This window comes from Pseudomonas sp. BO3-4, assembly GCF_034044115.1.
GTDB classification, from domain to species: domain Bacteria; phylum Pseudomonadota; class Gammaproteobacteria; order Pseudomonadales; family Pseudomonadaceae; genus Aquipseudomonas; species Aquipseudomonas alloputida.
The window spans coordinates 4,081,105-4,106,056 of the sequence record NZ_CP139018.1; the positions used below are offsets into that span (position 1 = coordinate 4,081,105).

The window sequence follows — 24,952 nt, forward strand, 5'->3', positions numbered from 1 at the left end:
GATGCGCTCTCTCACCCTCCATCTGAAAGTCCTGATCACCGTGCTGGTGCTATTGGGCGTGGCGGTCACGGCTTATCAGATCTTCGTGCTCGGCATCCCGGTGACCGAGGATGAAACCGACGACCTGTGGAACATCGACGCCAAGGTCGAGTTCGTGGCCAGCAGCAAGGACCCGGTCAAGGTGCAGATGTTCGTGCCACCGCTGAACCGCGACTACGTCAGCCTCAACGAGAGCTTCATCTCCAACAACTACGGGGTCAGCATCAACCGCGCCGACGGCAACCGCAAGGTTACCTGGTCGGCACGTCGCGCCAGTGGCAACCAGACCCTCTACTACCGCCTGGTACTGACCAAGCGCTACAGCAACGAGAAGACCAAGATCAAAGGCCCGACCTTCCGTGACAGCCTGGCCGTCGAAGGCCCCGAGAAGATCGCCGCTGAAGCGCTGATGGCGCCTATACGTCAGCACTCGGCCGACGTCGAGACCTTTGTCAGCGAGACCATCAAGCGGGTCAACAACCTCAACGACGACAACGTCAAGCTGCTGCTGGCCGGCGACACTTCGGCAATGAAGAAGGCCCAGGTCATCGACCTGCTGCTGTCGATCGCCCACGTGCCGATGGAAAAGGTGCACACCATCCGCCTGCTGGCCGACACCCCGCAAACCCCAGAGCTGTGGCTGCGCAGCTTCAACGGCGACGACTGGCTGTACTTCAACCCGGACACCGGTGAGCAAGGCCTGCCGAGCGACCGCCTGCTGTGGTGGACCGGTGACGACAACCTGATCACCGTCGATGGCGGCAAGAAGGCCACTGTCACCTTCAGCATGAACAACAGCGAGATGAACGCCATCCGCCTGGCCAAGCTGACCGACGAGAACACCGACGCCGACTTCCTCGAATACTCGCTGTACGGTCTGCCGCTGCAAACCCAGCAAACCTTCATGATCATGGTCATGATCCCGATCGGCGTATTGGTGATCCTGGTGCTGCGCAACCTGATCGGCATCCAGACCCTGGGCACATTCACCCCGGTGCTGATCGCCCTGGCGTTCCGCGAAACCCAGTTGGGCTTCGGTATCATGCTGTTCACGGTGATCACTGCCCTGGGCCTGTCGCTGCGCTCGTACCTGGAACACCTCAAGCTGCAGATGCTGCCACGCCTGTCGGTGGTATTGACCTTCGTCGTGGTGCTGATTGCAGCCATCAGCCTGTTCAGCCACAAGCTGGGCCTTGAACGCGGGCTGTCGGTAGCACTGTTCCCGATGGTGATCCTGACCATGACCATCGAACGCCTGTCGATCACCTGGGAGGAGCGTGGTGGCGGCCATGCCATGAAAGTGGCCATCGGCACCCTGTTCGCCGCCTCCCTGGCACACCTGCTGATGATGGTGCCGGAGCTGGTGTACTTCGTGTTCACCTTCCCGGCGGTGCTGCTGATCCTGGTGGGCTTCATGCTGGCGATGGGCCGTTATCGCGGCTACCGCCTGACCGAACTCGTGCGCTTCAAAGCCTTCCTGAAAAAGGCTGACTCCTGATGTTTGGCCTGATCAAGACGTGGAAAGCCCTGGAGGCCCGGGGCATCATGGGGATCAACCGACGTAACGCGGACTATGTGCTGAAGTACAACAAGCGCAGCCTGTACCCGATCGTCGACGACAAGATCATCACCAAGGAGCGCGCACTGGCGGCCGGCATCCATGTGCCGGAAATGTACGGCATCATCGAGACCGAAAAAGAGATCGATAAGCTCGACCAGATCATCGGCGGTCGCAGCGATTTCGTCATCAAGCCGGCGCAAGGCGCCGGCGGTGACGGCATCCTGGTAATCGCCGACCGCTTCGAGGACCGCTACCGCACAGTGTCGGGCAAGATCATCAGCCACGAGGAAATCGAGCACCAGATTTCCAGCATCCTCACCGGGCTGTACTCCCTCGGCGGGCACCGCGACCGCGCGCTGATCGAGTACCGCGTGACCCCGGACCAGATATTCAAGAGCATCAGTTACGAAGGCGTACCGGACATCCGCATCATCGTGCTCATGGGTTACCCGGTGATGGCCATGCTGCGCCTGCCGACTCGCCAGTCCGGCGGCAAGGCCAACCTGCACCAGGGCGCCATCGGTGTGGGTGTCGACCTGGCCACCGGCGTGACCCTGCGCGGTACCTGGCTGAACAACATCATCAGCAAGCACCCGGACACCACCAACGCGGTGGACGGCGTGCAACTGCCGAACTGGGACGGCTTCATGAAGCTGGCCGCTGGCTGCTATGAACTGTGCGGCCTGGGCTATATCGGCGTGGACATGGTGCTTGACCAGGACAAGGGCCCGCTGATTCTGGAGCTCAACGCCCGCCCGGGGCTGAACATCCAGATTGCCAACGATTGCGGCCTGACTCAGCGCACCCATGCCATCGAGGCGCACATCGAAGCACTGGCCAAGGAGGGTGTGACCGAAGACGCCGAGCAGCGGGTACGGGTAGCACAGGGTCTGTTCGGGCATGTGCCCAACCGCTGAAATACAGGGGCTGCTTTGCAGCCCATTCGCAGCACAAGGTTGCTCCTGCAAGCACTGCAGTTGATTCGAGCGCTTCGCTCAACCTGCAGGCGCGGCCCTGTGCTATGTATGGGCCAAACACAATGTTGAATGTCGTACCCAGCGCTAGGCGCTTTTCCTGCACAGGTCTACAATCGCCCTCCTCGCTTTTACATCGCCGTCCATACTGATGCCGACCTGCACGCTACACCCCCTGCCCTACCAGCCCGACCCTGCCGCCTATTTCGCCCACCTGCGCCAGGCCCCCGGTGCGATCCTGCTCGACAGCGCCCGCCCCGGCGCCGAACGCGGGCGTTTCGACCTGCTCAGCGCCTGGCCGCTGCAACAACTGCAGGCGCAGCCCGATGAAGATGGCCGCGTCTTCCTCCAGCGCCTGCGCGCTGGCCTGGCACAACTGGGCCACGCCGACTTGCCCAACGGTGTAGAACTGCCCTTTGCCGGTGGCCTGATCGGCTACCTGAGCTACGACTTCGGCCGCCGCCTGGAACACTTGCCAAGTCTGGCCGTGGACGACCTCGGCCTGCCAGACGCACAACTGGGCCTGTATGACTGGGCACTGGTCAGTGATCATCTGCTCGGCACCAGCCAGCTGGTGTTCCACCCGAGCCTGGCCGGCGACGAACGCGAACGCCTTATCAGCCTGTTCCAGGACACCAGCGCCACCACCGGCGACTTCCGGCTGCTCGCACCGATGGCCGGTGACCTGGAGCCGGAGCAATACAAAACCGCTTTCGATCAGGTACAACGCTACATCCAGGCCGGTGACTGCTACCAGATCAACCTCACCCAACGCTTTCGCGCGCCCTGCCAAGGCGATCCATGGCGGGCCTACCAGGCCCTGCGCCAGGCCTGCCCGACCCCTTTTTCCGGCTACCAGCAACTGGCCGACGGCAGTACCCTGCTGAGCTTTTCGCCCGAGCGCTTCATCCGCGTCAGCCAGGGCCAGGTGGAAACCCGGCCGATCAAGGGCACCCGCCCACGCGCCAGCGACCCGGCTGAAGACCAGCGTAATGCCCAAGAGCTGCTGCACAGCCCGAAGGATCGCTCGGAAAACCTGATGATCGTCGACCTGCTGCGCAACGACCTGGGGCGCACGTGTGAGATCGGCTCAGTGAAGGTACCGGAACTGTTCAGCCTGGAGAGTTACCCCAACGTGCACCATCTGGTCAGCAGCATCACCGGCCAGCTGGCCAGCGACAAGGACGCGCTGGACCTGATCGGCGACAGCTTCCCTGGCGGCTCGATTACCGGCGCGCCGAAAATCCGCGCCATGCAGATCATCGACGAACTGGAACCCGCGCGCCGCGCGCTGTACTGCGGCTCGCTGCTGTATGTGGATGTGCGCGGCGAAATGGACAGTTCGATCGCCATTCGCAGCTTGCTGATCAAAGATGGACAGGTCAGTTGCTGGGGCGGCGGCGCGGTGGTAGCCGACTCGCAGTGGCAGGCCGAGTATGAAGAGTCGATCGCCAAAGTGCGGGTGCTGATGCAGACCCTGCAGGGCTTGTGAGCCCATCTAGACCACGTTTTTTTTGTTACCATCCCCCTACTACGAGCGCACAGCGCCACAGCCAAGATGGAAACCGCCTGATGAGCCAACCCTTCGACGTCGCCGCCCTGGCCGCGACCTATGCCAACAAGTCCCCGCAGGACATCCTCAAGCTTGCCTTCGAGCACTTCGGTGATGACCTGTGGATCTCCTTCAGCGGCGCCGAGGATGTGGTGCTGGTCGACATGGCCTGGAAGCTGAACAAGCAGGTAAAGGTATTCAGCCTCGACACTGGGCGCCTGCACCCGGAGACCTACCGGTTCATCGACCAGGTACGCGAACAGTACAACCTGCCGATCGAAATCCTCAGCCCGGACCGCGCCAAGCTCGACCCGTTCGTCAAGGAAAAGGGCCTGTTCAGCTTCTACAAGGACGGCCATGGCGAGTGCTGCGGCATTCGCAAGATCGAGCCGCTGCGACGCAAGCTGGCCACCGTCAGCGCCTGGGCCACCGGCCAGCGCCGCGACCAAAGCCCGGGCACCCGCAGCCAGGTGGCAGCACTGGAAATCGACAGCGCCTTTTCCACGCCTGAGCGCACGCTGTACAAGTTCAACCCGCTGGCGCAGATGAGCAGTGAAGAAGTATGGGGTTATATCCGCATGCTCGAGCTGCCGTACAACAGCCTGCACGAGCGTGGCTTCATCAGCATTGGCTGCGAGCCATGCACCCGCCCGGTGCTGCCAAACCAGCATGAGCGTGAAGGGCGCTGGTGGTGGGAAGAGTCGACGCAGAAGGAATGCGGGTTGCATGCGGGCAACCTGATCAGCAAGGCTTGAGATAGCTAGGACGGCCTGTAGGAGCGGGTTTACCCGCGAAGAAGACACCGCGGTGGATGGCACGGGCTTCGCCCGTGTTCGCGGGCAAGCCCGCTCCCACAGGGATCGCGCCAGCTTTTAGACATTGAGCAAGGGCCGTTACTCCCACAGCGGCCCCATCACTCCCGAATCAGTGAACCGGCAGCTCGACACCTTCGAACAACGCTTCCAGCTCTTGCTTGTTATGGCACTGAATGGCCTTGGCCATCACTTCACGGGTCAGGTGCGGGGCAAACTTCTCAATGAAGTCGCACATGAAGCCGCGCAGGAAGGTACCCCGACGGAAGCCGATCTTGGTGATACTGGCTTCGAACAGCTCACTGGCATCCAGCGCCACCAAGTCACTGTCGAGCTTGGCGTCCACAGCCATGCCAGCAACGATACCCACGCCCAGCCCCAGGCGCACATACGTCTTGATGACGTCGGCGTCAGCCGCGGTGAAGACCACTTTTGGCGTGAGGCCGCGGTGATTGAAAGCTTCATCCAATTTCGAGCGCCCGGTGAAACCGAACACGTAGGTGACGATCGGGTATTCGGCGACGGCTTCCAGGGTCAGTTTCGGCAGCTTGGCCAGCGGGTGCCCCTGTGGCACCACAACGCAACGGTTCCACTTGTAGCACGGCATCATGATCAGATCGCCGAACAGCTCCAGCGCCTCGGTGGCGATGGCGAAATCGACCGTACCGTCCGCAGCCATCTCGGCAATCTGCATGGGCGAACCCTGATGCATGTGCAGGGACACCTCCGGATACTGCTTGATAAAGCTGCTGATAACCGGCGGCAACGCGTAGCGCGCCTGGGTGTGGGTGGTGGCGATGGAAAGCGTGCCCTTCTTCTCGTTGGAGAACTCTTGGGCAATCTGCTTGATGCTCTCGACCTTGCGCAGGATTTCGCCTGCGGTATTGATGATGCGCTCACCGGCCGGGGTCACGCGGGTCAGATGCTTGCCGCTGCGGGCAAAGACTTCAACACCCAATTCGTCTTCGAGCAGGCGGATCTGCTTGCTGATACCTGGCTGGGAGGTATACAGGCTCTGCGCCGTCGCGGAGACGTTGAGGTCATGGTGCGCCACTTCCCAGATGTAGCGCAGTTGTTGAAGCTTCATAGGTTTCCCTCGGTTCAGCGATGAGTCCGCGGCAGCAGGCAGCGACGATATATAACTATATTAGTGGTTCTGGAAATAAATCTAGAACTATTTTGTTACATGCCCACGGAAATGGACTGCACCTATCTTCACGTTTTCCTACGCCCCAGATGCTGCGCCAAGGGCACCATGTACACCGGCACCGGCGACAGCTGCAGCAGCCGCACCGCCGTGCGCCCAAGCGGTACATCCACCCCGGCACCGGCACTGTGGCTACCGAATATCAACAGGTCGACGCTTAGCCGCTGGGCCTGGTCGAGAATCACCTGCGCCGGGTCGCCCTGACGCACACGCACGGCCTTGATCACTGCCAGGTCAGCCTCTTCGCCCAACTCGTCGCGAAAGTTTTCCAGCACACGCTGCTCTATGTTCGCCATCACTGTATTCACCCCCTGGCTGTGCAATTGATCGAGCGTCTGCTCATCGAGGTAGCTTTGCAGGAGGGATTCGGCGAACTGGCCCATCGGCTCGACCGCGTGGATCACATACAACTCGGCACCGAACGTGCGCGCCAGGGCCAGCGCGTGTTGCATCACGAAAGGGGCGTAGACACCGAGGTCGGTGGCGTACAGCATGGAGCGGATCATTCGACCTCCTCGACTGCCGCAGCGGCAGAGCAAGCTTCAGCTTAGCAGCGCGCCGGACGCTCGCTTTGCCGTCCGGCGCGCTGCCGCCGTGGGCTGCAGGGCCCCGCCGAAGCCTCGGCCACCCTCAGGCCGGCCGGTCGCTGCTGTCGATGAAACTCAGCGCTTGGTACAGCATTTCAGTGCGCGGCATGCTGCAGCCTGCCGCCCGTGCGCGTGCCAGCGGCTCGGCGTAAATGGCCCCCAGCTCCAACGGGCGTTTGTGGACATGGTCGTGATACATGCTCGGCCAGTAGTCGGGCATGCGCTCGGTCACCTGGAACAAGTGCTCGGCATAGCCCGCGGGCAGTACATGGCCACAGGCTGCCGCCCCCTGCACCACCTCGGCCATCAAGGCCTGTATCAGCTCGCGGCTATTGCTGTCGGCCATCAGTGGCGAAGTGCTGGCCCCCAGCAGCACCGACAGCCCGTTGTAAGGCACGTTCCACACCAGCTTCTGCCAGCGCGCCAAGGCCAGGTTCGGCATGGCCTGCGAGTCGATCCCCGCCGCCTGGAACAACCCGGCGCCTTCATTCACCAGCGCGACACCGCAATCGGTGGCCGGCCCGCTGTGATACCCCAGGTTGACCGCCCCCAGCGCCTGGTGGCGGATTACACCTGGCGCCTGGCGGTTGACGCAGATGAAGCACAGGCCGCCGAGCAGGTGCATGTCGCTGCGCAAGGCCGGACGCAACTGCTCCTCGACACCCAGGCCGTTCTGCAACAGCACCACCTTGGCGCCGGGCGCAGCAGCCTGGACGATCAACGGTGCCAACTGCTCGTTGCTGGTGGCCTTGGCCCCGATCAGAAGCCAGTCACAGGGCGGCATGTCGGCGGCACTGACGTAAGCCTGCACCCGCATGTGCAGTGCGCCATGCACGGCACTGTCCAGGCTCAGCCCGCGTTCACAAACGGCCTGGTACTCGCTGCGCAACAGAAAATGCACATCGAAACCGGCCCGGGCCAGCATCAACCCATAAAAGCCGCCGATGGCGCCACTGCCGATGATGCCGATGCGAGGGGGGTGCGAATGCATGCCAATCTCCAGGTAAAGGGTCAGCACTCTTTTTACACAGGTTACGTAGCGCTGGGCAGTCCATTCGCGCGCAACCCCCTCGCTCAGGTAAAAACCCCACAATGACTGGGTTCAGCCCATTGTCGTGCCATCTGTAACGCGCTAAGGTTCGGCTCCCCGCTGCGATTATTCTTGCTGCTGGGCCGCACGGGGATAGTTGGCGGCCGGCACCCGTGACCTGACGAGTAACACGATGGCTGATTTACCGATCGATGACTTGAACGTTGCCTCCAACGAGACCCTGATCACCCCTGATCAGCTCAAGAAGGAAATCCCCCTCAGCGCCAAGGCCCTGCAGACCGTGACTGCCGGCCGTGAAGTGGTGCGCAATATTCTCGACGGCAAGGACCATCGCCTGTTCGTCGTGGTCGGCCCTTGCTCCATCCACGACATCAAGGCAGCCCACGAATACGCCGAGCGCCTGAAAGTGCTGGCCGAAGAAGTGTCCGATACGCTGTACCTGGTCATGCGCGTGTACTTCGAAAAGCCGCGCACCACCGTCGGCTGGAAAGGCCTGATCAACGATCCGTACCTGGATGACTCGTTCAAGATCCAGGACGGCCTGCACATCGGCCGCAAGCTGCTGCTGGACCTGGCCGAAATGGGCTTGCCGACTGCCACCGAAGCGCTCGACCCGATTTCCCCGCAGTACCTGCAAGACCTGATCAGCTGGTCGGCCATCGGTGCCCGCACCACCGAATCGCAAACACACCGCGAGATGGCCTCGGGCCTGTCCTCGGCGGTGGGTTTCAAGAACGGCACCGACGGCGGCCTGACCGTTGCCATCAATGCCCTGCAGTCGGTGTCCAAGCCGCACCGCTTCCTGGGCATCAACCAGGAAGGCGGCGTGTCGATCGTCACCACCAAGGGCAACCCATACGGCCACGTGGTACTGCGCGGCGGCAATGGCAAGCCGAACTACGACTCGGTCAGCGTCGCCCTGTGCGAACAGGACCTGGCCAAGGCCAAGATCAAGGCCAACATCATGGTCGACTGCAGCCATGCCAACTCCAACAAGGACCCGGCCCTGCAACCGCTGGTGATGGAGAACGTCGCCAACCAGATTCTCGAAGGCAACCAGTCGATCATCGGCCTGATGGTCGAAAGCCACCTGAACTGGGGCTGTCAGTCCATTCCGAAAAACCTGGACGAGTTGCAGTATGGCGTGTCGATCACGGACGCCTGCATCGACTGGTCGGCGACCGAGAAAACCCTGCGCAGCATGCATGCCAAGCTCAAGGATGTGCTGCCGCAGCGTAAGCGCGGCTGAACATTGCGGGAATAAAAAACGCCGGGCACTGCCCGGCGTTTTTTTGTTGTGTCGGGTGCCTATGATCAGCTCAGGCCTTGCTCGAATGCCGCTGCTGGCGCTCCATGTAACGCTCCACATACGAGCAAGACGGGATCACCGTGTAGCCCATCTGCTCGGCGTACTCCAGCGCCCGCTCGGTCAGGGCGGCAGCGATCCCACGGCCGCGCAGGGCGTTGGGCACGAAGGTGCGATAGATGTCCAGCGTCTGCTTGCCCAGATCCATGTACGTCAGGTAGGCACGATGACCGTCCACGTTGGTCTCGAACTGATGACCGGCCTGGTCATGGTGGATGGTCAGCGCTTCGCTCATCACTACTCCTCGCAGGTCTTCTCGGCAGACCCTTACCTTAACCGATGGTGGTTTATCCGGCACAGAATCCTCTACGCCACCTGTTGCCGCTTCGACCATTGGACGATTGTAATCGTTCGGATCGTCTGGCACTCACAAGATAGTAGGCACCGCGAGCGGGATTGCTCAAGGTGGTGGCGCTTAAAAAAGGTCAAAACGCCGCCCGGGTGACTTTCCCAAGCCCGCGCAACAGCCACCGGATGTTCTAGGGCTTAAGACGCTGATCGACAGTTAAAGTCACCCTTAGTTCAACAAAAAAGTTCCTGTACCACAACCGCTTGCGAACCCTGCACATTTTTTTCACAGACACGTCGCAAATCTTGTCGGCGCGGAGTCAAGCAACATTTTTTTTGCAGTTCTTGCGCTCTGTCAGTTTACTTACTACAAGTAATGGGTACTATGTACGCCGGCCAGTTTCTCTTTCCTGAGAGATGGCTATTTAATAGAAAGTCCTTGAAGGGGAACACGATGAACAACGTTCTGAAATTCTCTGCTCTGGCTCTGGCCGCAGTTCTGGCTACCGGTTGCAGCAGCGTATCCAAAGAAACCGAAGCTCGTCTGACTGCGACTGAAGACGCAGCAGCTCGCGCTCAAGCTCGTGCTGACGAAGCCTACCGTAAGGCTGACGACGCAATGGCAGCCGCTCAGAAGGCTCAGCAGACCGCTGACGAAGCCAACGAGCGCGCTCTGCGTATGCTGGACAAAGCCAGCCGCAAGTAATAATCCTCACGGATTGTTAAGAAGCCGACCCACTTGTGGGTCGGCTTTTTTATTGCCTTTGAATCCGACAAACGCGGCCAGCAGGTACAAAAAGGCCTGCACTAAGGCAGGCCTGGGTGTGTCGAAATCACCTTACTGCAGTTCGGGCGGAATGCTCGACACCATCGGTGCGGCCCCTTGGTTTTCCACCGGCACGGCAATTTCTACCGGCATGCCATCTTCTGCAGCCACCACGTCACGTACCATGTCCCAGTTCATGCGTAGGTTATTGGCCAGGTCTTCACGCTTGAGCAAGGCATTGATAACTGCGGTGTGTTTGTCGACCACTGACGGGTTACCCTGGTCATCCAGCGGCGTGTGTGCCTCAAGATAGACCTTGCCGGCGCTGATACCGAACTTGTAAGGCTCGTTGATGATGCGCACTGGCGTCCCCACCGGCACCATCTTCGACAGTTCAAGCACGTTGTTGTTAAGCATGCGGAAGCAGCCGTGACTGGTGCGCATGCCAATGCCGAACTTCTTGTTCGAACCATGGATCAGATAGCCCGGTACGCCCAAGGTGAACTTGAACGGCCCCAGCGGGTTGTCCGGGCCAGCCGGCACCACCGTCGGCAGGATGTCACCGTCCTCAGCGTGCTCTTTGCGAATCGAAGCGGGCGGCGTCCAGGTCGGGTTGGGCGTCTTGGCGGTGATCTTGGTGTTGGCGATCGGCGACCCCCACCCCTCGCGACCAATGCCCAGCGGGAAGGTGTACACCACGCTCTCCCCCTTGGGGAAGTAGTACATGCGGTACTCGGCCAGGTTGATGACGATGCCTTCGCGCGGCCCCGGCGGCAGAACGAAACGGGTCGGCAGGATGATCTCGGTGCCGGCGCCCGGCAGCCAAGGGTCCACGCCGGGGTTGGCGGCAATCATTTCCAGGTAGCCGAGGTCGTTTGCGGTGCCGATATCGGCGAACGTGTCCTCGTACTTTGCCTTGATCACATGCACTTGGCCGACGATGTCTTCACCGGGCGGTGGCAGTGGCAGCTCCAGCGCAGCAGCGGGGCCCGCTACCAACAGGGCGGCCAGGGACAGGCTACGGGTGACGGCAGGAAAGCGCGGCAACATCCGGTAAATCCTTCGAAAGATGGGTCAAGAGAATCGATTGTACACCCGCGCCGATGCAAGCGGGAGGCATTGGCACGCTGCAAGCGTTTCAGATGATGAAAGGCGCTTGTCGTTCAGCTGCCATGCAGCTCAGGCCACACCGGGCGCATGCCGCGTCGCTGGGCATCGAGGATGGCACGGCACAGCTCACACAGGCGGCCATCGCGGTAAATCGATCGCGGCACCCCCGACCAACGCGGCTGGGCTGGCAGCAGGCCGCCACACAAGGTACGGTCGACCGGCACGCCCAGCTCAAGCTGGCGGGCCACGAGGTGGACGCGGATTTCCTGGCAGGCGAACAGGTCGAGCTGCTCGTCGGGCTCGATCAGTTGATAGGCATACAGGGACCAGGCAGGGCGCGGCATTTGGAGCACTCGAAACGGGGGGCGCAACATTAGCCGAAAGGCGCCCCCGTTTAAAGCTTCACAGCAAGGGTTTTATCGCTGGCCAGGCATTTTCCAGCAGGCGCTGCTGAGCCCCCTGGGCCGGATGGATGCCATCAGCCTGCATCAGTTCAGGTACGCCCCCTACCCCTTCGAGGAAAAACGGCACCAAAGGAACCTGTTTGTCCGCTGCCAGCTGTTCATACACCTTGGCAAAGGCGGTGGTGTAACGCACACCATAATTGGGCGGCAGGCGCATGCCCAATAGCAGCACCTTGGCCCCTGCCTGACGCGAACGCTCGATCATCGAGGCAAGATTTTGTTGCAATTGTGCAGGCGGCTGCCCGCGCAGGCCATCGTTGCCGCCCAGCTCCAGCACCACCAGGCTTGGTTTATGTGCTGCAAGCAGCGCCGGGAGCCGCGCCTGGCCACCTGCGCTGGTATCGCCACTGATCGAAGCATTGACCACTTTGTCGTCAAAACCTTCGTCCCTGAGACGGGCCTGCAAGAGAGACACCCAGCCCTGACGGCTATCCAGGCCAAAACCGGCGCTGATACTATCGCCAACAACCAGCAGTGTTCCTGCCGCTGCGCTCTGGGCCAGGCAATACAGGGCCAGACCGGCACTCAACCACCACACTCGCATCGGATTCTCCATGAGCCCCAGCATTCTCGTTGCGCAGAACCTTAGCAAAGTGGTCCCCAGCGCGGAAGGTGACCTTACCATCCTCCACGCACTGTCTCTCGACCTGGCCCAAGGCGATAGCCTGGCCATCGTCGGCGCCTCGGGCTCTGGCAAATCGACCCTGCTCGGCTTGCTCGCCGGCCTCGACCGCCCCAGCGCTGGCAATGTCGTGCTCGCCGGCCACGACCTGGGGCCACTGGATGAAGACCAACGCGCCCGTGTGCGCGCCGAACATGTGGGTTTCGTGTTCCAGTCGTTCCAGCTGCTCGACAGCCTCAATGCACTGGAGAACGTCATGCTGCCACTGGAACTGGACGGCCGCCGCGATGCCCGCGAACAGGCTCGCACTTTGCTGGAGCGGGTCGGTCTGGGCAAGCGCCTGAGCCATACACCTCGGCAGCTGTCGGGCGGCGAGCAGCAGCGCGTGGCAATCGCTCGCGCCTTCGCCGCGCAGCCTGCGGTGCTGTTCGCCGATGAGCCCACCGGCAACCTCGACAGCCACACCGGCGAACGCATCAGCGACTTGTTGTTCGACCTGAACAAGGAGCGCGGCACTACCTTGGTGCTGGTCACCCATGACGAACGCCTGGCCCGCCGCTGCCGGCGCCAGATCCGCCTGGACGCGGGCCGCCTTGTGGCGCCGATGGAGGCCCGGTGAGCCGTATGCCGCTGTCCCGCCTGTGTGGCCTGGCACTGCGCCAGTTGCTGCGCGATGTTCGCGCCAGTGAAGTGCGCGTGCTGTTCTTTGCCCTGTTGGTGGCGGTAGCTGCCAGCACCGCCATCGGCTATTTCGGCGCCCGCCTCAACGGCGCCATGCAGCTGCGCGCCAGCGAGTTTCTGGGCGCCGATCTGGTACTGCAGGGCAGCGCACCGGCCCGCGAGCAACAGCTCGATGCCGGCAAGGCACTGGGCTTGCGCCATGCACGCGTGGTCGAGTTCACCAGCGTGGTCGGCGGCGACAATGGCATCCAGCTGTCCAGCGTAAAGGCCGCCGACGGCGCCTACCCATTGCGCGGGCAAGTACGCAGCGCTCCGGCACCTTATGCCGAAGAAACACCCGGCGGCGGCCCTGCCCCTGGCGAAGTGTGGGTGGAACCGCGCCTGTTGGCAGCACTGGGGCTGGCAATCGGCGACAGCATCGACGTGGGCATGAAAACCCTGCGCATGAGCCGCGTGCTTACCTACGAACCGGACCGCGCCAACAACTTCTACAGCCTTACCCCACGCGTGATGATGAACCTGGCCGACCTGGAGGCCACCGGCGTGATCCAGCCGGGCAGCCGGGTCACCTACCGTGACCTGTGGCGCGGCGATACCGAGGCGCTGGCGCAGTACCGTCAGGCCGTGGAAAAAGACCTGGCCGCCAACCAGCGCCTGCGTGACACCCGCGATGGCAACCAACAGATCGGCGGCGCGCTGGGCAAAGCCGAACGCTACCTGAACATGGCCAGCCTGGTGGCTGTATTGCTGGCAGGCGTAGCCGTGGCATTGTCGGCCAGTCGCTATGCTGCACGCCGACTGGACGCCAGTGCCCTGCTGCGCTGCCTGGGCCTGTCGCGCCACCAGGCATTGGGCTTGTATTGCCTGCAACTGGCCATGCTCGGCCTGGTCGCTGCCCTGGCCGGTGCCTTGCTCGGCTGGCTGGCTCAGCTGGGCCTGTTCCGCCTGCTGCACGGCTTGCTGCCGAGCGTGGTGCCCGATGGCGGCATCGTTCCTGCGCTGGCAGGTATCGGTACCGGGCTGGTGGCACTGGCTGGCTTTGCCCTGCCGCCCATTGCGGCGCTGGGCCAGGTGCCGCCACTGCGCGTGCTGCGCCGTGACCTGCTGCCGATACCTGCGAGCAGTTGGCTGGTGTACGGCGCCGCCCTGCTCGCCCTGGGCCTGATCATGTGGCGCCTGAGCCTCGATCTGCTGCTCACCTTCGCCCTGCTCGGTGGCGGCCTGGTCGCTGCGCTTCTGCTCGGCGGCCTGCTGTTGCTCGGTTTACGCAGCCTGCGCCAGCTGCTGGCCGGTGCGCCACTCACCTGGCGCCTGGGGCTGGGCCAGCTACTGCGCCACCCCATGGCGGCAGCAGGCCAAGCCCTGGCATTCGGCCTGATACTGCTGGCCATGGCCTTGGTCGCCCTGCTGCGCGCAGAGTTGCTCGATACCTGGCAAGCACAGCTACCCAAGGATGCGCCCAACCACTTCGCCCTGAACATCCTGCCAGATGACCGTGAGCCGTTCATTCAACACCTGCACCAGGTCAATGCCGCTTCAGCGCCGCTGTACCCGGTAACGCCCGGGCGCCTGGTGCAAATCAATGAAAAACCGGTACAGCAGGTGGTCAGCAAGGACTCGGCAGGCGAGCGCGCCGTGCAGCGCGACCTCAGCCTGACCTGGGCCGCCGAGTTGCCCGAAGGCAACGTGCTGACCGCAGGCAGCTGGTGGCAAGCCTTGCCAGCCGACAACGATATCCCCGGGGTTTCGGTGGAGGCGGAACTGGCCAGCAGCCTGAAACTGCAGATGGGCGACCTGCTGACGTTCGATATTGGCGGTCAGCAGCGCCAGGCCCGCGTGAGCAGCCTGCGCAACGTGCATTGGGACAGCTTCCAGCCGAACTTCTACATGATCTTCCAGCCAGGCACGCTGCAGGGGCTGCCGACCACTTACCTGACCAGCTTCTACCTGGCACCGGGGCATGACCTGGATGTCGTCGCGCTGTCACGGGCGTTTCCGGCGGTGACCATCCTGCAGGTGGATGCCTTGCTCGACCAGCTGCGCAGCATTCTCGCCCAGGTAACCCTGGCGGTGGAGTATGTGTTGCTGTTCGTGCTGGCCGCCGGGCTGGCAGTGCTGTTCGCCGGCTTGCAGGCCACGCTGGACGAGCGTATTCGCCAAGGCGCATTGTTGCGCGCACTGGGCGCGGCGCGGCCGTTGCTGGTCAAGGCCCGGCGAATCGAGTTCGGCCTGCTGGGTGCGGCCAGCGGGCTATTGGCGGCCGTGGGCTGCGAACTGATTACCTGGGTGCTGTACCGCTATGCCTTTGACTTGCAGTGGAGCCCGCACCCGTGGCTGCTGGTGTTGCCGCTGACGGGGGCACTGCTGGTGGGGGGTGCGGGCGTGCTGGGAACGCGGCGGGCGTTGAATGCCAGCCCGCTGGCGGTGTTGCGCGAGGCTTGATGCCTGGCTGTCAGCGCTTCTGCAGGCGCAACCCTGAGGGCTGGGCGATCGCCTGCTGGGACAGCAGATGCCTCACGCTGGCGCAAGACGGGCCCGTCAGTCCGTCGAGACGCCCTGGCCGTAACGGATGCTGCTCACATACCAGGTCGCTTCACCGGTAGGTGTATGCACCACCACCTCATCACCCTCCTCCTTCTTCAGCAAGGCACGGGCCATGGGTGAATCGATCGAGATGTAATCGTTGCGCCCGTAGATCTCGTCGTAGCCGACAATGCGAAACTTCATGGTCTCGCCCTCGTCGTTCTCGATCTCAACCCAGGCACCGAAAAACACTTTGCCTTCCTGCTCGGGCGAGTACGCCACCACTTTCACATCTTCAAGCCGCTTGCGCAGGTATCGCACCCTGCGGTCGATTTCGCGCAGCAGCTTCTTGTTGTACTGGTAGTCCGCGTTCTCGCTGCGGTCACCCAACGAAGCGGCCCAGGCAACCTTTTGGGTAATTTCCGGACGATACACCCGCCACAGGTGGTCCAGCTCTTTCTTCAGCGCCTCATGGCCTTCTGTGGTGATGATATTGGTGCTCAATAGCGCATTCCTCAGCGGCGGGTAATCAGGCCTTGACGCGCGATGCGGGTGAGATGGCCGATGACTTCGGCGGCTTCGTCCGGTGCCGGCGCCTGGATCACAGCCAGGTCGAAACGGTCATTGCCATACTGCGCGAGGTGGCAGCCACTGTCGGCGAACTGGATCAGAAAGGCACGCGCCTGCCCCTTGCGCCGTGACAGGCCTTCAAGATGACGCAAAAGGGTGGGTTGATGCCGGCCGCCGAGCAGGATGCGCGGTGTGCGGGACGCCTGGCTTGCAGGCAAAGGGCTTAAACAGACACTGGTACGTGGGCAACTCATGGAGCTTCTCTCCGCCTCGCGAATCCCGCTGGGCAGCGGTGGGAGGCGTCACCGAACCAGCGCTTTAGCGGTATTTCGGACGGCCCGGAGGTGGGGCTTTCCTGCGCCCCGCAAGTAGCTGTTTAAATCGGCGCAGGCGGTATGCTAGAGCGATGAGCCCCAAGTTGCAAGCGACAAGCCGCAAGCAAGAACACGCCGAGTATTGGCCCGCGCTTGCCTGCGGCTCGTAGCTCACAGCTTGCAGCTGATTACCGGGCGATCAGGCGGTCGAGCGAGAAGCGGCCAGCGCCTTCGATCATGACTGCAACAGTGCCGGCCAACAGCGCCAGGGCGAACTCATAGCCGTTGTTGGACATGAACAGGCCGTTGCCGATGTGCACCGAAACGATCGCCACTACCAAGGTCACCGTCAGCGCCAGGGCCGCCGGGCGAGCCAGCAGGCCGACCACCAAGGCCAGGCCGCCGAAGAATTCGGCACTGCCGGACAGCAGGGCCATCAGATAACCCGGCGCCAGGCCGATGCTTTCCATCCATTGGCCGGTGCCTTCCAGGCCGTAGCCACCGAACAGGCCGAAGAGTTTTTGCGCACCATGAGCCATGAAGATGATGCCGACCAGGATGCGGATAACGCTCAAGCCAGCGCCAGCACGTGTAGAGAACAGCGCGTTGAGGGTAGTGTTGTTCATGTCGAAGCGTCCTTGAAGTGGAGCAGTTGTGTGGGTATGGGCGCCATCATAATCAATTCTATTGATATGAAAATCGCAAAAAACCCAACATAACAATCGATAAAATCGATGCTTAACGCTTCGCCACGCGCTCCAGTGCCGCGCGTTCGCGGTTGAACGCCAGGTAGTACTTGTTGATGCTATTGACGAAATTGACGGGTCCCATCCCCACTTGCTCCATGGCGATGCGTTCGGTCTGGAAGAACCACTGGTTACCGTTTAGACCTCGCCGTCGAGCCTCTGCGCGCATGGCCTGAACCCGCTCGGGGCCGAGGTTGTAGGCTGCCAGCACAAAGGCCATGCGCTCACGCTCGTTGATCTTGGCACTGGCAAAAAACTTGCGCCGGATAAGCGCCAGGTAACGGGCACTGGCCAGGACATTGCCATCTACCGTTGCAGTGTTGCTCACCCCCACCCGCTGGGCTGCCGAAGGGGTAATCTGCATCAGGCCATGGGCACCGCCAGTACCGCGTGCAGCCGGGTTGAGCGTCGACTCCTTGAAGGCCAATGCAGCCAGGTTGAGCCAGTCGATCTGTTGCGCCTGGCCATGCTTCTGCAACACCGCCCGCACCGATGCCAGACGCTGGCGGTCCTTGCTGGCCAACGGGTTGTGTACCCGGTACTGCCGGCGGTAGATGCGCTCGAACGCCGCATCCTGGTTATCTGGCGCGCGGTAACCTTGCAGAAAGTGATCAACTGCGGCCAACAATTGCGGCGCATCACGCCCTACATACCAGCGCATGGCTTGCGGCGCACCCAGGCGCACCCGGCTGTCCAGGCGCAGGCGCGGCATAACCCGCGCCCAACGCCGGGCAATGGGCTGCTCGACCACGGTCAGGTGGTAGATGCCTGCCTGTACCATCTCCAGCACATCCTCCACCGCCAGCGTCGAATCGACCCACTCCACTTTGATCGGCGGCCGCTTTCGCAGTGCCAGTTGCTGGTTGACCTGCTGGATCAATGGTCCGGCGGCACTGGCGCTGGTCAACGCCACGGTACGCCCTGACAGCTGTTCGACCTTGCTGAAACTTCGCTCGCCTTTGCGCCCGACCAGCATCAGCGGCACTTGGTCGAGTATCGGCGCGCTGCTACGAACACCATTCACCGTAGTGGGGTCAAGCAGCTCGCCTGGCGCGGCCAGGTCACCCTCGCCGCGGGCCAGGGCGCCCAGCAACTGTTCCTTGGCCCGCGGGATGAGCTTTAGCTGGATCTGCTGGTCGTCGGCAGTACGAGCATTGAGGAAATGCTCCAGGGCACGCAGGCGATAATACTCAATGCCGACTGGCTCGCCCTTGACCTCACCGGAACTGTTGCGGCTCTGGTTGACCAGCACTCGCAGTACTTTGCTGGTACGAATCTGCGGCAGGTCACGCACCTTGGCAGGCGGTATGTGCTGCTGTGGGCCCGGCGAGCGCGCCTGGGCGGGGCCGGTAAAGATCAACCCCAACGTCAGCAGAAAAATGAGCCAGCATCGCTGCATGCGAAAACGTGTCCGTGGTCGGTGAGCGGCATCCATGGGTTGCACCGCCAAGTGATAAACGACGGTAAATGACCACGGCAACAGCATGAAGTTCTTGGTTTTTTCAGAAAAACGCGCTTTTTGCTATGCTGGCCGCCCCGCGGCACGAGATAGCACCATGCAACTGATCGATATCGGCGTCAACCTGACCAACAGCAGTTTCCACGACCAACAGGCCGCAATCGTCGAGCGCGCGCTGGAGGCCGGCGTTACGCAAATGCTGCTGACAGGCACCAGCCTGGCGGTCAGCGAACAAGCCCTGGAACTGTGCCAACAACTGGATGCAAGCGGCGCCCACCTGTTCGCCACGGCCGGCGTGCACCCTCACGATGCCAAGGCCTGGGATGCCGACAGCGAGCGCCAGCTGCGACGGTTGCTGAGTGAACCGCGCGTACGCGCGGTGGGCGAATGCGGCCTGGATTTCAACCGCGACTTTTCCCCTCGCCCGCTGCAGGAGAAAGCCTTGGAAGCCCAGCTGACACTGGCTGCGGAGCTGCGTCTGCCGGTGTTCCTGCACGAGCGCGATGCCAGCGAGCGTTTGCTGGCGATTCTCAAGGACTACCGCGACCACCTGACCGGCGCGGTGGTGCACTGCTTCACCGGTGAGCGTGAGGCGCTGTTCGCTTACCTGGACCTGGACCTGCACATCGGCATTACCGGCTGGATCTGCGACGAACGCCGCGGCACCCACCTGCACCCGCTGGTGGGCAACATTCCTCAAGGCCGGCTGATGCTGGAAAGCGACGCGCCCTACCTGCTGCCGCGCAGCTTGCGGCCCAAGCCCAAGAGCGGGCGCAACGAGCCGGCGTTCTTGCCGGAGGTACTGCGCGAGGTGGCCTCGCATCGCGGAGAATCAGCCGAGCACACGGCGGCGCATACGACGGCAACGGCGCGGGCTTTCTTCCAGCTCCCCTGAGTCTCGCGTGTTTCTGCGGGGCGGGTGAACACAGTTGATATGCATCAACACATGTCTAGGAGGATGAGGGCACAATGATGGCACCTTGCCAATATTGTTTCCGCTCAACTCAGAGAAGACCTGCCCATGGGTGCCTGGCTTAGCAATGTTTCCCTGAAGTACAAGTTCTGGGCCGTCAACGCAGTGGCCTTTGTCACCACCTTGCTGCTGGTGCTGTACGCCGTGCACCTGGAGCAACGCGCACGTGCCGAGGCGGCTCAGAGCCAGGCGGTCGCACAAGCCCAGTTGCTGGCCGCCTGGCCAGCCGGGCAAGCACTGCCACGCCCGGCCAACGTCATCAGTTGGTCAACCGGGCAAACGCCAACCTACGCCGGGGAGGCGCTCGATGCCCTGCGCAACGCCCAAGGCTGGGTAGCATTGCCGAGCGCCTGGGTCCTCGGCGAAAACCCACTGCGTGGCGCACAGGTGCTGCGCAGTGGCGACCAGCAGTTAGCTGTGCTGGCCCAGTCACCCAGTTTGCGCCAGGTCTTCTTCGATCGTTTCAGCAATTACGCGGTGTGTGTGCTGATCCTGATGCTGGCCATGCTCGGCGCCTCCCAACTGCTGATCCGCTTCCTGCTCAGCCAACTCAACACCCTCAAGGACGTGATGCTGCACGTGGAAAAGACCGGCGACCTGTCGGCCCGCGTACCGCTAGCCAGTGGCGACGAGGTCGGCCAGATGGCTGGGGCCTTCAACGCCATGCAGTCCACCTATCACCGCGTGGTCAGCACCGTCGCCCACAGCGCAGCACAGTTGGACTCGGGCGCTGCACGCCTGGCCGCCAGCATGAGCGACGTACGCCATGGCATGCTCGGCCAGCAGAGTGAAACCGACCAGGCCGCCACTGCCATCAACGAAATGTCGGCGACCGTGCACCACATTGCCCAGCACGCCGGTGCCACCCGCGATTTGTCACAAACCGCTGACACCTTGGCCGGCAGCGGTCAAGCGGTGGTCAGCCGAGTGCAGGATTCGATTTCCGGGCTTTCCAGCGGCGTGCAACAAACTGCCGAGATGATTCGACAACTAGCCGAGGACAGCCAGAAGATCAACGGTGTAGTCAGTGTGATCCACAGTATTGCCGAACAGACCAACTTGCTGGCGCTTAACGCTGCCATCGAAGCCGCGCGCGCCGGCGACCTGGGCCGTGGCTTTGCCGTGGTGGCCGATGAAGTGCGCAACCTGGCCAAACGCGTGCAAACCTCTACGGATGAGATCACCACCATGGTTTCGGCCCTGCAGTCGGGCACCCGCGATGCGGTGGAGTTCATGCAGGAGAGCTCGTACAAGGCCGACGACTGTGTGCGTCAGGCACAGGAAGCCGGTGAGGCGCTGGCTGAAATCACCGGTGCCGTGGCGCAGATGCGCGAAAGCAATACCCAGATCGCTGTAGCGGCCGAGCAGCAAAGCCAGGTAGCCGAGGAAATGAACCGCGCGGTGGTCAGCATCCGCGATGTCACCGAGCGGACCGTGCAGCAGACGGTCGGCTCGGCGACCACCAGCAGCGAACTGGCGACCCTGGCCGGCGAACTGAACAAGGCCATTGGCCAGCTCAAGCTATAGTAACCATAGCCAGCTTCGATTGGCCCCCGCGTGGGGGCCGCACTAAGCTTTGGGCATGACCGAGAGGAAATCCCCATGAGCAAACGCCTGCCCAATCTTCCCGCCTGGCAATGGCGCGGCTACCACCATAATCACCGCCACCCGGCCAACCTGGTGCTGCACCTGATTGCTGTGCCGTTGTTCATTCTAGGGACACTACTGGTGCTGTCCGGCCTGTTCGGTTTCGACCTCGGCCAGATCGCGGTGGGTGTGATTGCCCTGGTCGCCGCGCTGGGCCTGCAGCGCCAAGGCCACCGCCTTGAAGCCCAGCAGCCCGAGCCGTTCGCCAACCGCCAGGATGCCGTGCAGCGCTTACTGACCGAGCAGTTCATCACCTTTCCGCGCTTTGTGGTGAGCGGGGCCTGGTGGAGGGCCTGGCGCGAACGGCACAAGCACCGACACTGAGCCAGCTGCCGGAACGCTCCTTGTGAGCCGCCTGGTAAGGATCAGGCGAAAACGGTGACGGTCTGCCGGCTCAAGGCCAACAACTCGCCCTGCGCCGTCCACAACGCCGCGGCAGCATGACCATAGCCATCCCGCGCATGCTCGGTTTCCACGCAGTACCGACACCACTCCTGGGTCGAAAGCTTCGCCGTTGGCTGGATGAACTCGATGGTCCAGGTCAACGTACTGCCCGCAGCGGGCTGCTTGAGAAACGGCATAAGGCTGGGCGGCCACGCATCCACCAACGCCAGCAAGTGCGCCTCGTTCACCGGCTCGTCAGCCACATCCCGCAAACGCACCCAGCCGCCCATCTTGCGCGACTGATTGCCACTGAACGGCAGCCCGCCTACTGCCCAGCGCAGGGCCACGTGGCGCATGAACTCCGGGGTAACGCCTTTGATATAGGGCAACTCCGGGGCCGCCTCTTCGAGCACAGGCATTTCAATGGCCGGTAACGCCGGCACTTCGACCACCGAAGGGCGGCCCGCACCGAAATTGCCCTGCACCAAAGTCACCACCTGGCCATCCTGAACCGCGCGGCCCAGCAACGTGCTAACCGCCTTGCCTTCGCGCAAAACCTCCACCTCGAAGCGGATGGGCACATCCGCCGCCGCGGGTGCCACGAAGCTGATGGCCAATGAGCGTACCGGGCGGTTGTCGCTGATCTTGAGGCGCATGGTTTCATAGACCATAGCCGCCATCAGCCCGCCAAAGGCAGCGCGCCCCTGGGCCCAGCTGGGCGGAATGCTGACCGAATCCGGGTTGGCGCGCACGGCGTCGAGCAGTTGGTTGAAATTCATTGGCCGGCTCCTGCCTGCAAAGAAAAGGTCCGCTCATCCTAGCCAGCAAACGCCGGGCAATCAGCCCGCAAATCGGTCATTTTCCGTGATAACGCCGCGCCAGCGCCTCTTGCAGGGCGTCCAGCGTCACATCTGACTGGCGCTCCGCCTCATGCAGCTCCTGCTCCCAACCAGCCTTGCAGGGGAGCAGGTCGGCATGATCGCGGGCTTGCAGCAGCCATTGCAGGCGGTCGTGCCAATCCCCCAGGTTGCCCTGTGCCTTTTTCAACAGACGTTGCAGTTTCTTCCCAGCGTGATCGAGTTGCGGGTAGGCCTCATCGCCATAGCGCGCACGCTTGATCAGCAAACGCAGGCGGTGGCGATCGTGAGCCGGGTCCTGCAACGCTTTGTGCAACTTGCGCCACTGCTTGACCAGGCGCTTGTCGATGCGTTTGCCCAGCGACTTGACCAGCCCCTCCCGATCCGCCGCCCGCAGGAACAATGGAAAGGCGTCGAGAATCGCCAATACCCTGGCCAGCTGTGGGCTGGCAGCGACACTGGCGAAAGTCCTGTCTCGCCCCTCCAGACGCCGCTGGCCGGCTGCCGCATGACCGCGCCCGATCAGCTCGGCCGCCAGCACCTCGCGATCACGCAGCGGCGTGGTAAGGGTCCCCAGCGAACGTGCAGCATCCTCCAGTTGCTCCACACCCGGCAGCCCACGCAGCGGCCTCAGCAGACTGCGCAGGCGCCGCAAGGTGATACGCAGGTCGTGCAAGGCCTCGCTGTCGGTATTGGCAGCCAGGCGTTCACGACAGGCCAGCAAGCGCACCTGCAAGGTCAGTATCTGGGCAACGACATGGTCGAGCATGGCAGACATACGATGCTCCCTGTTCAGCGCCCGGCGCGAGATTCACGAATGTAGAACCGCGCCTTTTCGGCTTTGCGGGTACAGCTTTCGTAGCCTTCGAACTGCTGCTGGGTCTTGGCCCCGGTCAGCAGTGACAAGGCCTTGGAATAACTTACAGCACCGGCAAAGCCTTCGGCCTTGGCCAGGTCCAGTTCCTTCCAGGCGGCATCCAGCTGGGTCGCGCAGCTGTCACGGTAGGCCGTCTTGCCCGCGCAGCCAGCTAAGGCCAAGGCAATCAGTGGAAGGCAGATCCAGGCTTTCATCAGTAATACCTCTATGGAAAAACGGTGGCTGTTCGACGCTCCGACAGCTGGAAAGTGCCATGCCCAGCCGGCTTTGCCTGGCCAGTTTTATTACAGTAGCTCAGCACGATCTACATTGAAGCACAGGCAGCGATGGGTGCATTGTAGGACCATGATGGCACTGGCCGGGGAAAGTTCATGAGCAAACGTGTGGCACTGGTACTGGGATCGGGCGGCGCCCGAGGGTATGCACACATCGGCGTGATCGAAGAAATCGAGCGCCGCGGCTACGACATAGCCTGCGTCGCAGGGTGTTCCATGGGCGCGGTGATTGGCGGTATCTATGCCGCCGGCAAGCTGGACGAGTATCGCAACTGGATCGAAAGCCTCGACTACCTGGATGTGCTGCGCCTGGTCGACGTCAGCTTTCGCCTCGGTGCGATTCGCGGCGACAAGGTGTTCGGGCAGATCCGCAAGATCGTCGGCGAGATAAACATCGAGCAACTGCGCATACCCTACACCGCAGTGGCCGCCGACCTTACCAACCAGCAGGAAATCTGGTTCCAGGAGGGTTGCCTGCATCAGGCCATGCGCGCCTCAGCGGCCATTCCCAGCCTGTTCACGCCAGTGATGCAAGGCAACCGCATGCTTGTCGACGGTGGCATCCTCAACCCGCTGCCAATCGTGCCGGTGGTGTCCAGCCATTGCGACCTGATCATCGCGGTCAACCTCAACGCCACCAACCAGAAGCAGTACCAGTTGCCGGTGATCGAGCGCCCGGCGGCATTCAAGATGCGCTTTGACGCCTTGTTGAGCTCGCTGGGTTCACGCTTGCCATTCCGGCGCAAACCGGCGGAAGAGCTGATCCGCATCGAAAAGGAAATCGTCGCCGAGGGGTTGGCACCGCCAAGCCCGTGGCTTGCCGACAGCGCCGACCCGGAAAACCAGCAACCGGCAGCGGCCCCGGAGCGCGAGGGCGCACCGAAGTCGGCCACCGGCTCTTTCATCATCGACAACGTGGGGCCAGCCTCGCTGCTGGACTTGATCAACCAGAGCTTCGAGGTCATGCAGACTTCGTTGGCACAGTACAAGATTGCCGGCTATCCACCGGATGTGCTGATCAACGTGCCCAAGCGGGTGTGCCGGTTTTTCGAGTTCTACAAAGCGCCGGAGCTCATCGCCCTGGGGCGAGAGATTGCACGCGATACGCTGGACAGTTATGAAGGGGTGAAGCGGTAGCACCTGGTTGGCGTCGCCCTGAAGGCGGTGTGGTCTTCGACAATGACCGTGCTCGCGGCTGGCGAAAACGACACAGGCCGCACGAGGCGGCCTGTTTCTTCATGCAACGA

26 protein-coding genes are annotated in these 24,952 nt (G+C 62.4%); 12 read left to right on the forward strand and 14 right to left on the reverse strand.

Translation table 11 applies throughout. The features are described from left to right. The first annotated feature begins 1 nt into the window (after position 1). The 4 genes from REH59_RS18870 to REH59_RS18885 all read left to right on the forward strand — a co-directional run bounded on the left by REH59_RS18870 (position 2) and on the right by REH59_RS18885 (position 4,881). Positions 2-1,537 carry an inactive transglutaminase family protein gene (locus REH59_RS18870; protein WP_014861835.1) on the forward strand — a complete coding sequence of 512 codons (1,536 nt, stop codon included), beginning with the start codon at positions 2-4 and terminating at the stop codon, positions 1,535-1,537. After that, entirely contained in the window at positions 1,537-2,517 is a 981-nt protein-coding gene (locus REH59_RS18875) for an alpha-L-glutamate ligase-like protein (RefSeq protein ID WP_003250303.1), read from the forward strand. The genes REH59_RS18870 and REH59_RS18875 overlap by 1 nt, the downstream gene beginning before the upstream one ends. 208 nt (positions 2,518-2,725) lie before the next feature. Beyond that, positions 2,726-4,066, forward strand: coding sequence for an aminodeoxychorismate synthase component I (pabB, locus tag REH59_RS18880; RefSeq protein WP_012053058.1), 1,341 nt, complete (start codon positions 2,726-2,728; stop codon positions 4,064-4,066). Positions 4,067-4,146: 80 nt separating this feature from the next. Then, a complete protein-coding gene (locus REH59_RS18885) occupies positions 4,147-4,881 on the forward strand; it encodes a phosphoadenylyl-sulfate reductase (protein ID WP_003250299.1) in 735 nt (244 codons plus the stop codon). Between the two features lie 169 nt (positions 4,882-5,050). Here REH59_RS18885 and cysB read toward each other — a convergent pair whose 3' ends face one another. The 3 genes from cysB to REH59_RS18900 form a co-directional block, all read right to left on the reverse strand. Next, positions 5,051-6,025, reverse strand: a complete 975-nt coding sequence (cysB, locus tag REH59_RS18890) for an HTH-type transcriptional regulator CysB (protein ID WP_003250297.1) — start codon at positions 6,023-6,025, stop codon at positions 5,051-5,053. Between the two features lie 128 nt (positions 6,026-6,153). After that, the gene (locus tag REH59_RS18895; RefSeq protein ID WP_003250295.1) at positions 6,154-6,651 is read right to left on the reverse strand and encodes a universal stress protein; all 498 of its coding nucleotides are present in this window, start codon (positions 6,649-6,651) and stop codon (positions 6,154-6,156) included. A 124-nt stretch (positions 6,652-6,775) separates the two neighbouring features. After that, complete coding sequence (locus tag REH59_RS18900; RefSeq protein ID WP_014861836.1) at positions 6,776-7,723, reverse strand: putative 2-dehydropantoate 2-reductase; 948 nt, start codon at positions 7,721-7,723, stop codon at positions 6,776-6,778. 232 nt (positions 7,724-7,955) lie between these two features. On the opposite strand from REH59_RS18900, the gene REH59_RS18905 reads away from it, so the two are divergent. Further along, positions 7,956-9,032: a 3-deoxy-7-phosphoheptulonate synthase gene (locus tag REH59_RS18905; protein WP_003250292.1), complete on the forward strand. Its 1,077-nt coding sequence runs from the start codon at positions 7,956-7,958 to the stop codon at positions 9,030-9,032. A 70-nt stretch (positions 9,033-9,102) separates the two neighbouring features. Here REH59_RS18905 and REH59_RS18910 read toward each other — a convergent pair whose 3' ends face one another. Next, positions 9,103-9,384, reverse strand: a complete 282-nt coding sequence (locus tag REH59_RS18910; protein WP_003250290.1) for a GNAT family N-acetyltransferase — start codon at positions 9,382-9,384, stop codon at positions 9,103-9,105. Positions 9,385-9,891: 507 nt separating this feature from the next. On the opposite strand from REH59_RS18910, the gene REH59_RS18915 reads away from it, so the two are divergent. Then, entirely contained in the window at positions 9,892-10,143 is a 252-nt protein-coding gene (locus tag REH59_RS18915; RefSeq protein WP_003250288.1) for an Lpp/OprI family alanine-zipper lipoprotein, read from the forward strand. A gap of 132 nt (positions 10,144-10,275) precedes the next feature. Here the strand turns inward: REH59_RS18915 and REH59_RS18920 are convergent, their stop codons facing one another. The 3 genes from REH59_RS18920 to REH59_RS18930 all read right to left on the reverse strand — a co-directional run bounded on the left by REH59_RS18920 (position 10,276) and on the right by REH59_RS18930 (position 12,321). After that, on the reverse strand, positions 10,276-11,253 hold the full coding sequence (locus REH59_RS18920; protein WP_003250286.1) for a L,D-transpeptidase family protein: 978 nt from the start codon (positions 11,251-11,253) through the stop codon (positions 10,276-10,278). A gap of 113 nt (positions 11,254-11,366) precedes the next feature. Then, positions 11,367-11,657 carry a hypothetical protein gene (locus tag REH59_RS18925; RefSeq protein ID WP_003250283.1) on the reverse strand — a complete coding sequence of 97 codons (291 nt, stop codon included), beginning with the start codon at positions 11,655-11,657 and terminating at the stop codon, positions 11,367-11,369. Between the two features lie 58 nt (positions 11,658-11,715). Further along, complete coding sequence (locus REH59_RS18930; RefSeq protein ID WP_003250280.1) at positions 11,716-12,321, reverse strand: arylesterase; 606 nt, start codon at positions 12,319-12,321, stop codon at positions 11,716-11,718. 10 nt (positions 12,322-12,331) lie between these two features. On the opposite strand from REH59_RS18930, the gene REH59_RS18935 reads away from it, so the two are divergent. Together REH59_RS18935 and REH59_RS18940 are read left to right on the forward strand one after the other, a co-directional pair. Further along, positions 12,332-13,018 carry an ABC transporter ATP-binding protein gene (locus REH59_RS18935; protein WP_014861838.1) on the forward strand — a complete coding sequence of 229 codons (687 nt, stop codon included), beginning with the start codon at positions 12,332-12,334 and terminating at the stop codon, positions 13,016-13,018. Then, a complete protein-coding gene (locus REH59_RS18940; RefSeq protein WP_014861839.1) occupies positions 13,015-15,522 on the forward strand; it encodes an ABC transporter permease in 2,508 nt (835 codons plus the stop codon). Before REH59_RS18935 ends, REH59_RS18940 begins: the two co-directional genes overlap by 4 nt. A gap of 96 nt (positions 15,523-15,618) precedes the next feature. Here REH59_RS18940 and greB read toward each other — a convergent pair whose 3' ends face one another. From greB to REH59_RS18960, 4 genes are all read right to left on the reverse strand, one after another. After that, positions 15,619-16,107, reverse strand: a complete 489-nt coding sequence (gene greB, locus REH59_RS18945; RefSeq protein WP_010953283.1) for a transcription elongation factor GreB — start codon at positions 16,105-16,107, stop codon at positions 15,619-15,621. A gap of 11 nt (positions 16,108-16,118) precedes the next feature. Next, complete coding sequence (locus tag REH59_RS18950) at positions 16,119-16,427, reverse strand: hypothetical protein (RefSeq protein WP_003250272.1); 309 nt, start codon at positions 16,425-16,427, stop codon at positions 16,119-16,121. 248 nt (positions 16,428-16,675) lie between these two features. Beyond that, positions 16,676-17,113 carry a DoxX family protein gene (locus REH59_RS18955; RefSeq protein ID WP_014861840.1) on the reverse strand — a complete coding sequence of 146 codons (438 nt, stop codon included), beginning with the start codon at positions 17,111-17,113 and terminating at the stop codon, positions 16,676-16,678. A 112-nt stretch (positions 17,114-17,225) separates the two neighbouring features. Then, on the reverse strand, positions 17,226-18,632 hold the full coding sequence (locus tag REH59_RS18960; RefSeq protein WP_320450341.1) for a transglycosylase SLT domain-containing protein: 1,407 nt from the start codon (positions 18,630-18,632) through the stop codon (positions 17,226-17,228). Between the two features lie 157 nt (positions 18,633-18,789). Here REH59_RS18960 and REH59_RS18965 point away from each other — a divergent pair, with 157 nt between their 5' ends. From REH59_RS18965 to REH59_RS18975, 3 genes are all read left to right on the forward strand, one after another. Beyond that, positions 18,790-19,587: a TatD family hydrolase gene (locus REH59_RS18965; protein ID WP_014861842.1), complete on the forward strand. Its 798-nt coding sequence runs from the start codon at positions 18,790-18,792 to the stop codon at positions 19,585-19,587. A 126-nt stretch (positions 19,588-19,713) separates the two neighbouring features. Next, positions 19,714-21,192: a methyl-accepting chemotaxis protein gene (locus tag REH59_RS18970; protein ID WP_003250263.1), complete on the forward strand. Its 1,479-nt coding sequence runs from the start codon at positions 19,714-19,716 to the stop codon at positions 21,190-21,192. A 75-nt stretch (positions 21,193-21,267) separates the two neighbouring features. Further along, entirely contained in the window at positions 21,268-21,636 is a 369-nt protein-coding gene (locus tag REH59_RS18975) for an Mpo1-like protein (protein ID WP_004576795.1), read from the forward strand. 41 nt (positions 21,637-21,677) lie between these two features. Here the strand turns inward: REH59_RS18975 and REH59_RS18980 are convergent, their stop codons facing one another. The 3 genes from REH59_RS18980 to REH59_RS18990 form a co-directional block, all read right to left on the reverse strand. Then, entirely contained in the window at positions 21,678-22,475 is a 798-nt protein-coding gene (locus REH59_RS18980) for an acyl-CoA thioesterase (RefSeq protein WP_014861844.1), read from the reverse strand. A 76-nt stretch (positions 22,476-22,551) separates the two neighbouring features. After that, complete coding sequence (locus tag REH59_RS18985; RefSeq protein WP_003250256.1) at positions 22,552-23,331, reverse strand: CHAD domain-containing protein; 780 nt, start codon at positions 23,329-23,331, stop codon at positions 22,552-22,554. 14 nt (positions 23,332-23,345) lie between these two features. Next, positions 23,346-23,624: a lipoprotein gene (locus REH59_RS18990; RefSeq protein WP_003250254.1), complete on the reverse strand. Its 279-nt coding sequence runs from the start codon at positions 23,622-23,624 to the stop codon at positions 23,346-23,348. Positions 23,625-23,801: 177 nt separating this feature from the next. Between REH59_RS18990 and REH59_RS18995 the strand changes: the two genes are divergently transcribed. Beyond that, entirely contained in the window at positions 23,802-24,842 is a 1,041-nt protein-coding gene (locus REH59_RS18995) for a patatin-like phospholipase family protein (RefSeq protein WP_003250250.1), read from the forward strand. Positions 24,843-24,952: the final 110 nt, after the last annotated feature.

Coding starts and splice junctions, on each gene's coding strand:
- REH59_RS18870 (WP_014861835.1), top strand. CDS start 2: ATGCGCTCTCTCACCCTCCATCTGAAAGTCCTGATCACCGTGCTGGTG.
- REH59_RS18875 (WP_003250303.1), top strand. CDS start 1,537: ATGTTTGGCCTGATCAAGACGTGGAAAGCCCTGGAGGCCCGGGGCATC.
- pabB (WP_012053058.1), top strand. CDS start 2,726: ATGCCGACCTGCACGCTACACCCCCTGCCCTACCAGCCCGACCCTGCC.
- REH59_RS18885 (WP_003250299.1), top strand. CDS start 4,147: ATGAGCCAACCCTTCGACGTCGCCGCCCTGGCCGCGACCTATGCCAAC.
- cysB (WP_003250297.1), bottom strand. CDS start 6,025: ATGAAGCTTCAACAACTGCGCTACATCTGGGAAGTGGCGCACCATGAC.
- REH59_RS18895 (WP_003250295.1), bottom strand. CDS start 6,651: ATGATCCGCTCCATGCTGTACGCCACCGACCTCGGTGTCTACGCCCCT.
- REH59_RS18900 (WP_014861836.1), bottom strand. CDS start 7,723: ATGCATTCGCACCCCCCTCGCATCGGCATCATCGGCAGTGGCGCCATC.
- REH59_RS18905 (WP_003250292.1), top strand. CDS start 7,956: ATGGCTGATTTACCGATCGATGACTTGAACGTTGCCTCCAACGAGACC.
- REH59_RS18910 (WP_003250290.1), bottom strand. CDS start 9,384: ATGAGCGAAGCGCTGACCATCCACCATGACCAGGCCGGTCATCAGTTC.
- REH59_RS18915 (WP_003250288.1), top strand. CDS start 9,892: ATGAACAACGTTCTGAAATTCTCTGCTCTGGCTCTGGCCGCAGTTCTG.
- REH59_RS18920 (WP_003250286.1), bottom strand. CDS start 11,253: ATGTTGCCGCGCTTTCCTGCCGTCACCCGTAGCCTGTCCCTGGCCGCC.
- REH59_RS18925 (WP_003250283.1), bottom strand. CDS start 11,657: ATGCCGCGCCCTGCCTGGTCCCTGTATGCCTATCAACTGATCGAGCCC.
- REH59_RS18930 (WP_003250280.1), bottom strand. CDS start 12,321: ATGCGAGTGTGGTGGTTGAGTGCCGGTCTGGCCCTGTATTGCCTGGCC.
- REH59_RS18935 (WP_014861838.1), top strand. CDS start 12,332: ATGAGCCCCAGCATTCTCGTTGCGCAGAACCTTAGCAAAGTGGTCCCC.
- REH59_RS18950 (WP_003250272.1), bottom strand. CDS start 16,427: ATGAGTTGCCCACGTACCAGTGTCTGTTTAAGCCCTTTGCCTGCAAGC.
- REH59_RS18955 (WP_014861840.1), bottom strand. CDS start 17,113: ATGAACAACACTACCCTCAACGCGCTGTTCTCTACACGTGCTGGCGCT.
- REH59_RS18960 (WP_320450341.1), bottom strand. CDS start 18,632: ATGCAGCGATGCTGGCTCATTTTTCTGCTGACGTTGGGGTTGATCTTT.
- REH59_RS18965 (WP_014861842.1), top strand. CDS start 18,790: ATGCAACTGATCGATATCGGCGTCAACCTGACCAACAGCAGTTTCCAC.
- REH59_RS18970 (WP_003250263.1), top strand. CDS start 19,714: ATGGGTGCCTGGCTTAGCAATGTTTCCCTGAAGTACAAGTTCTGGGCC.
- REH59_RS18975 (WP_004576795.1), top strand. CDS start 21,268: ATGAGCAAACGCCTGCCCAATCTTCCCGCCTGGCAATGGCGCGGCTAC.
- REH59_RS18980 (WP_014861844.1), bottom strand. CDS start 22,475: ATGAATTTCAACCAACTGCTCGACGCCGTGCGCGCCAACCCGGATTCG.
- REH59_RS18985 (WP_003250256.1), bottom strand. CDS start 23,331: ATGTCTGCCATGCTCGACCATGTCGTTGCCCAGATACTGACCTTGCAG.
- REH59_RS18990 (WP_003250254.1), bottom strand. CDS start 23,624: ATGAAAGCCTGGATCTGCCTTCCACTGATTGCCTTGGCCTTAGCTGGC.
- REH59_RS18995 (WP_003250250.1), top strand. CDS start 23,802: ATGAGCAAACGTGTGGCACTGGTACTGGGATCGGGCGGCGCCCGAGGG.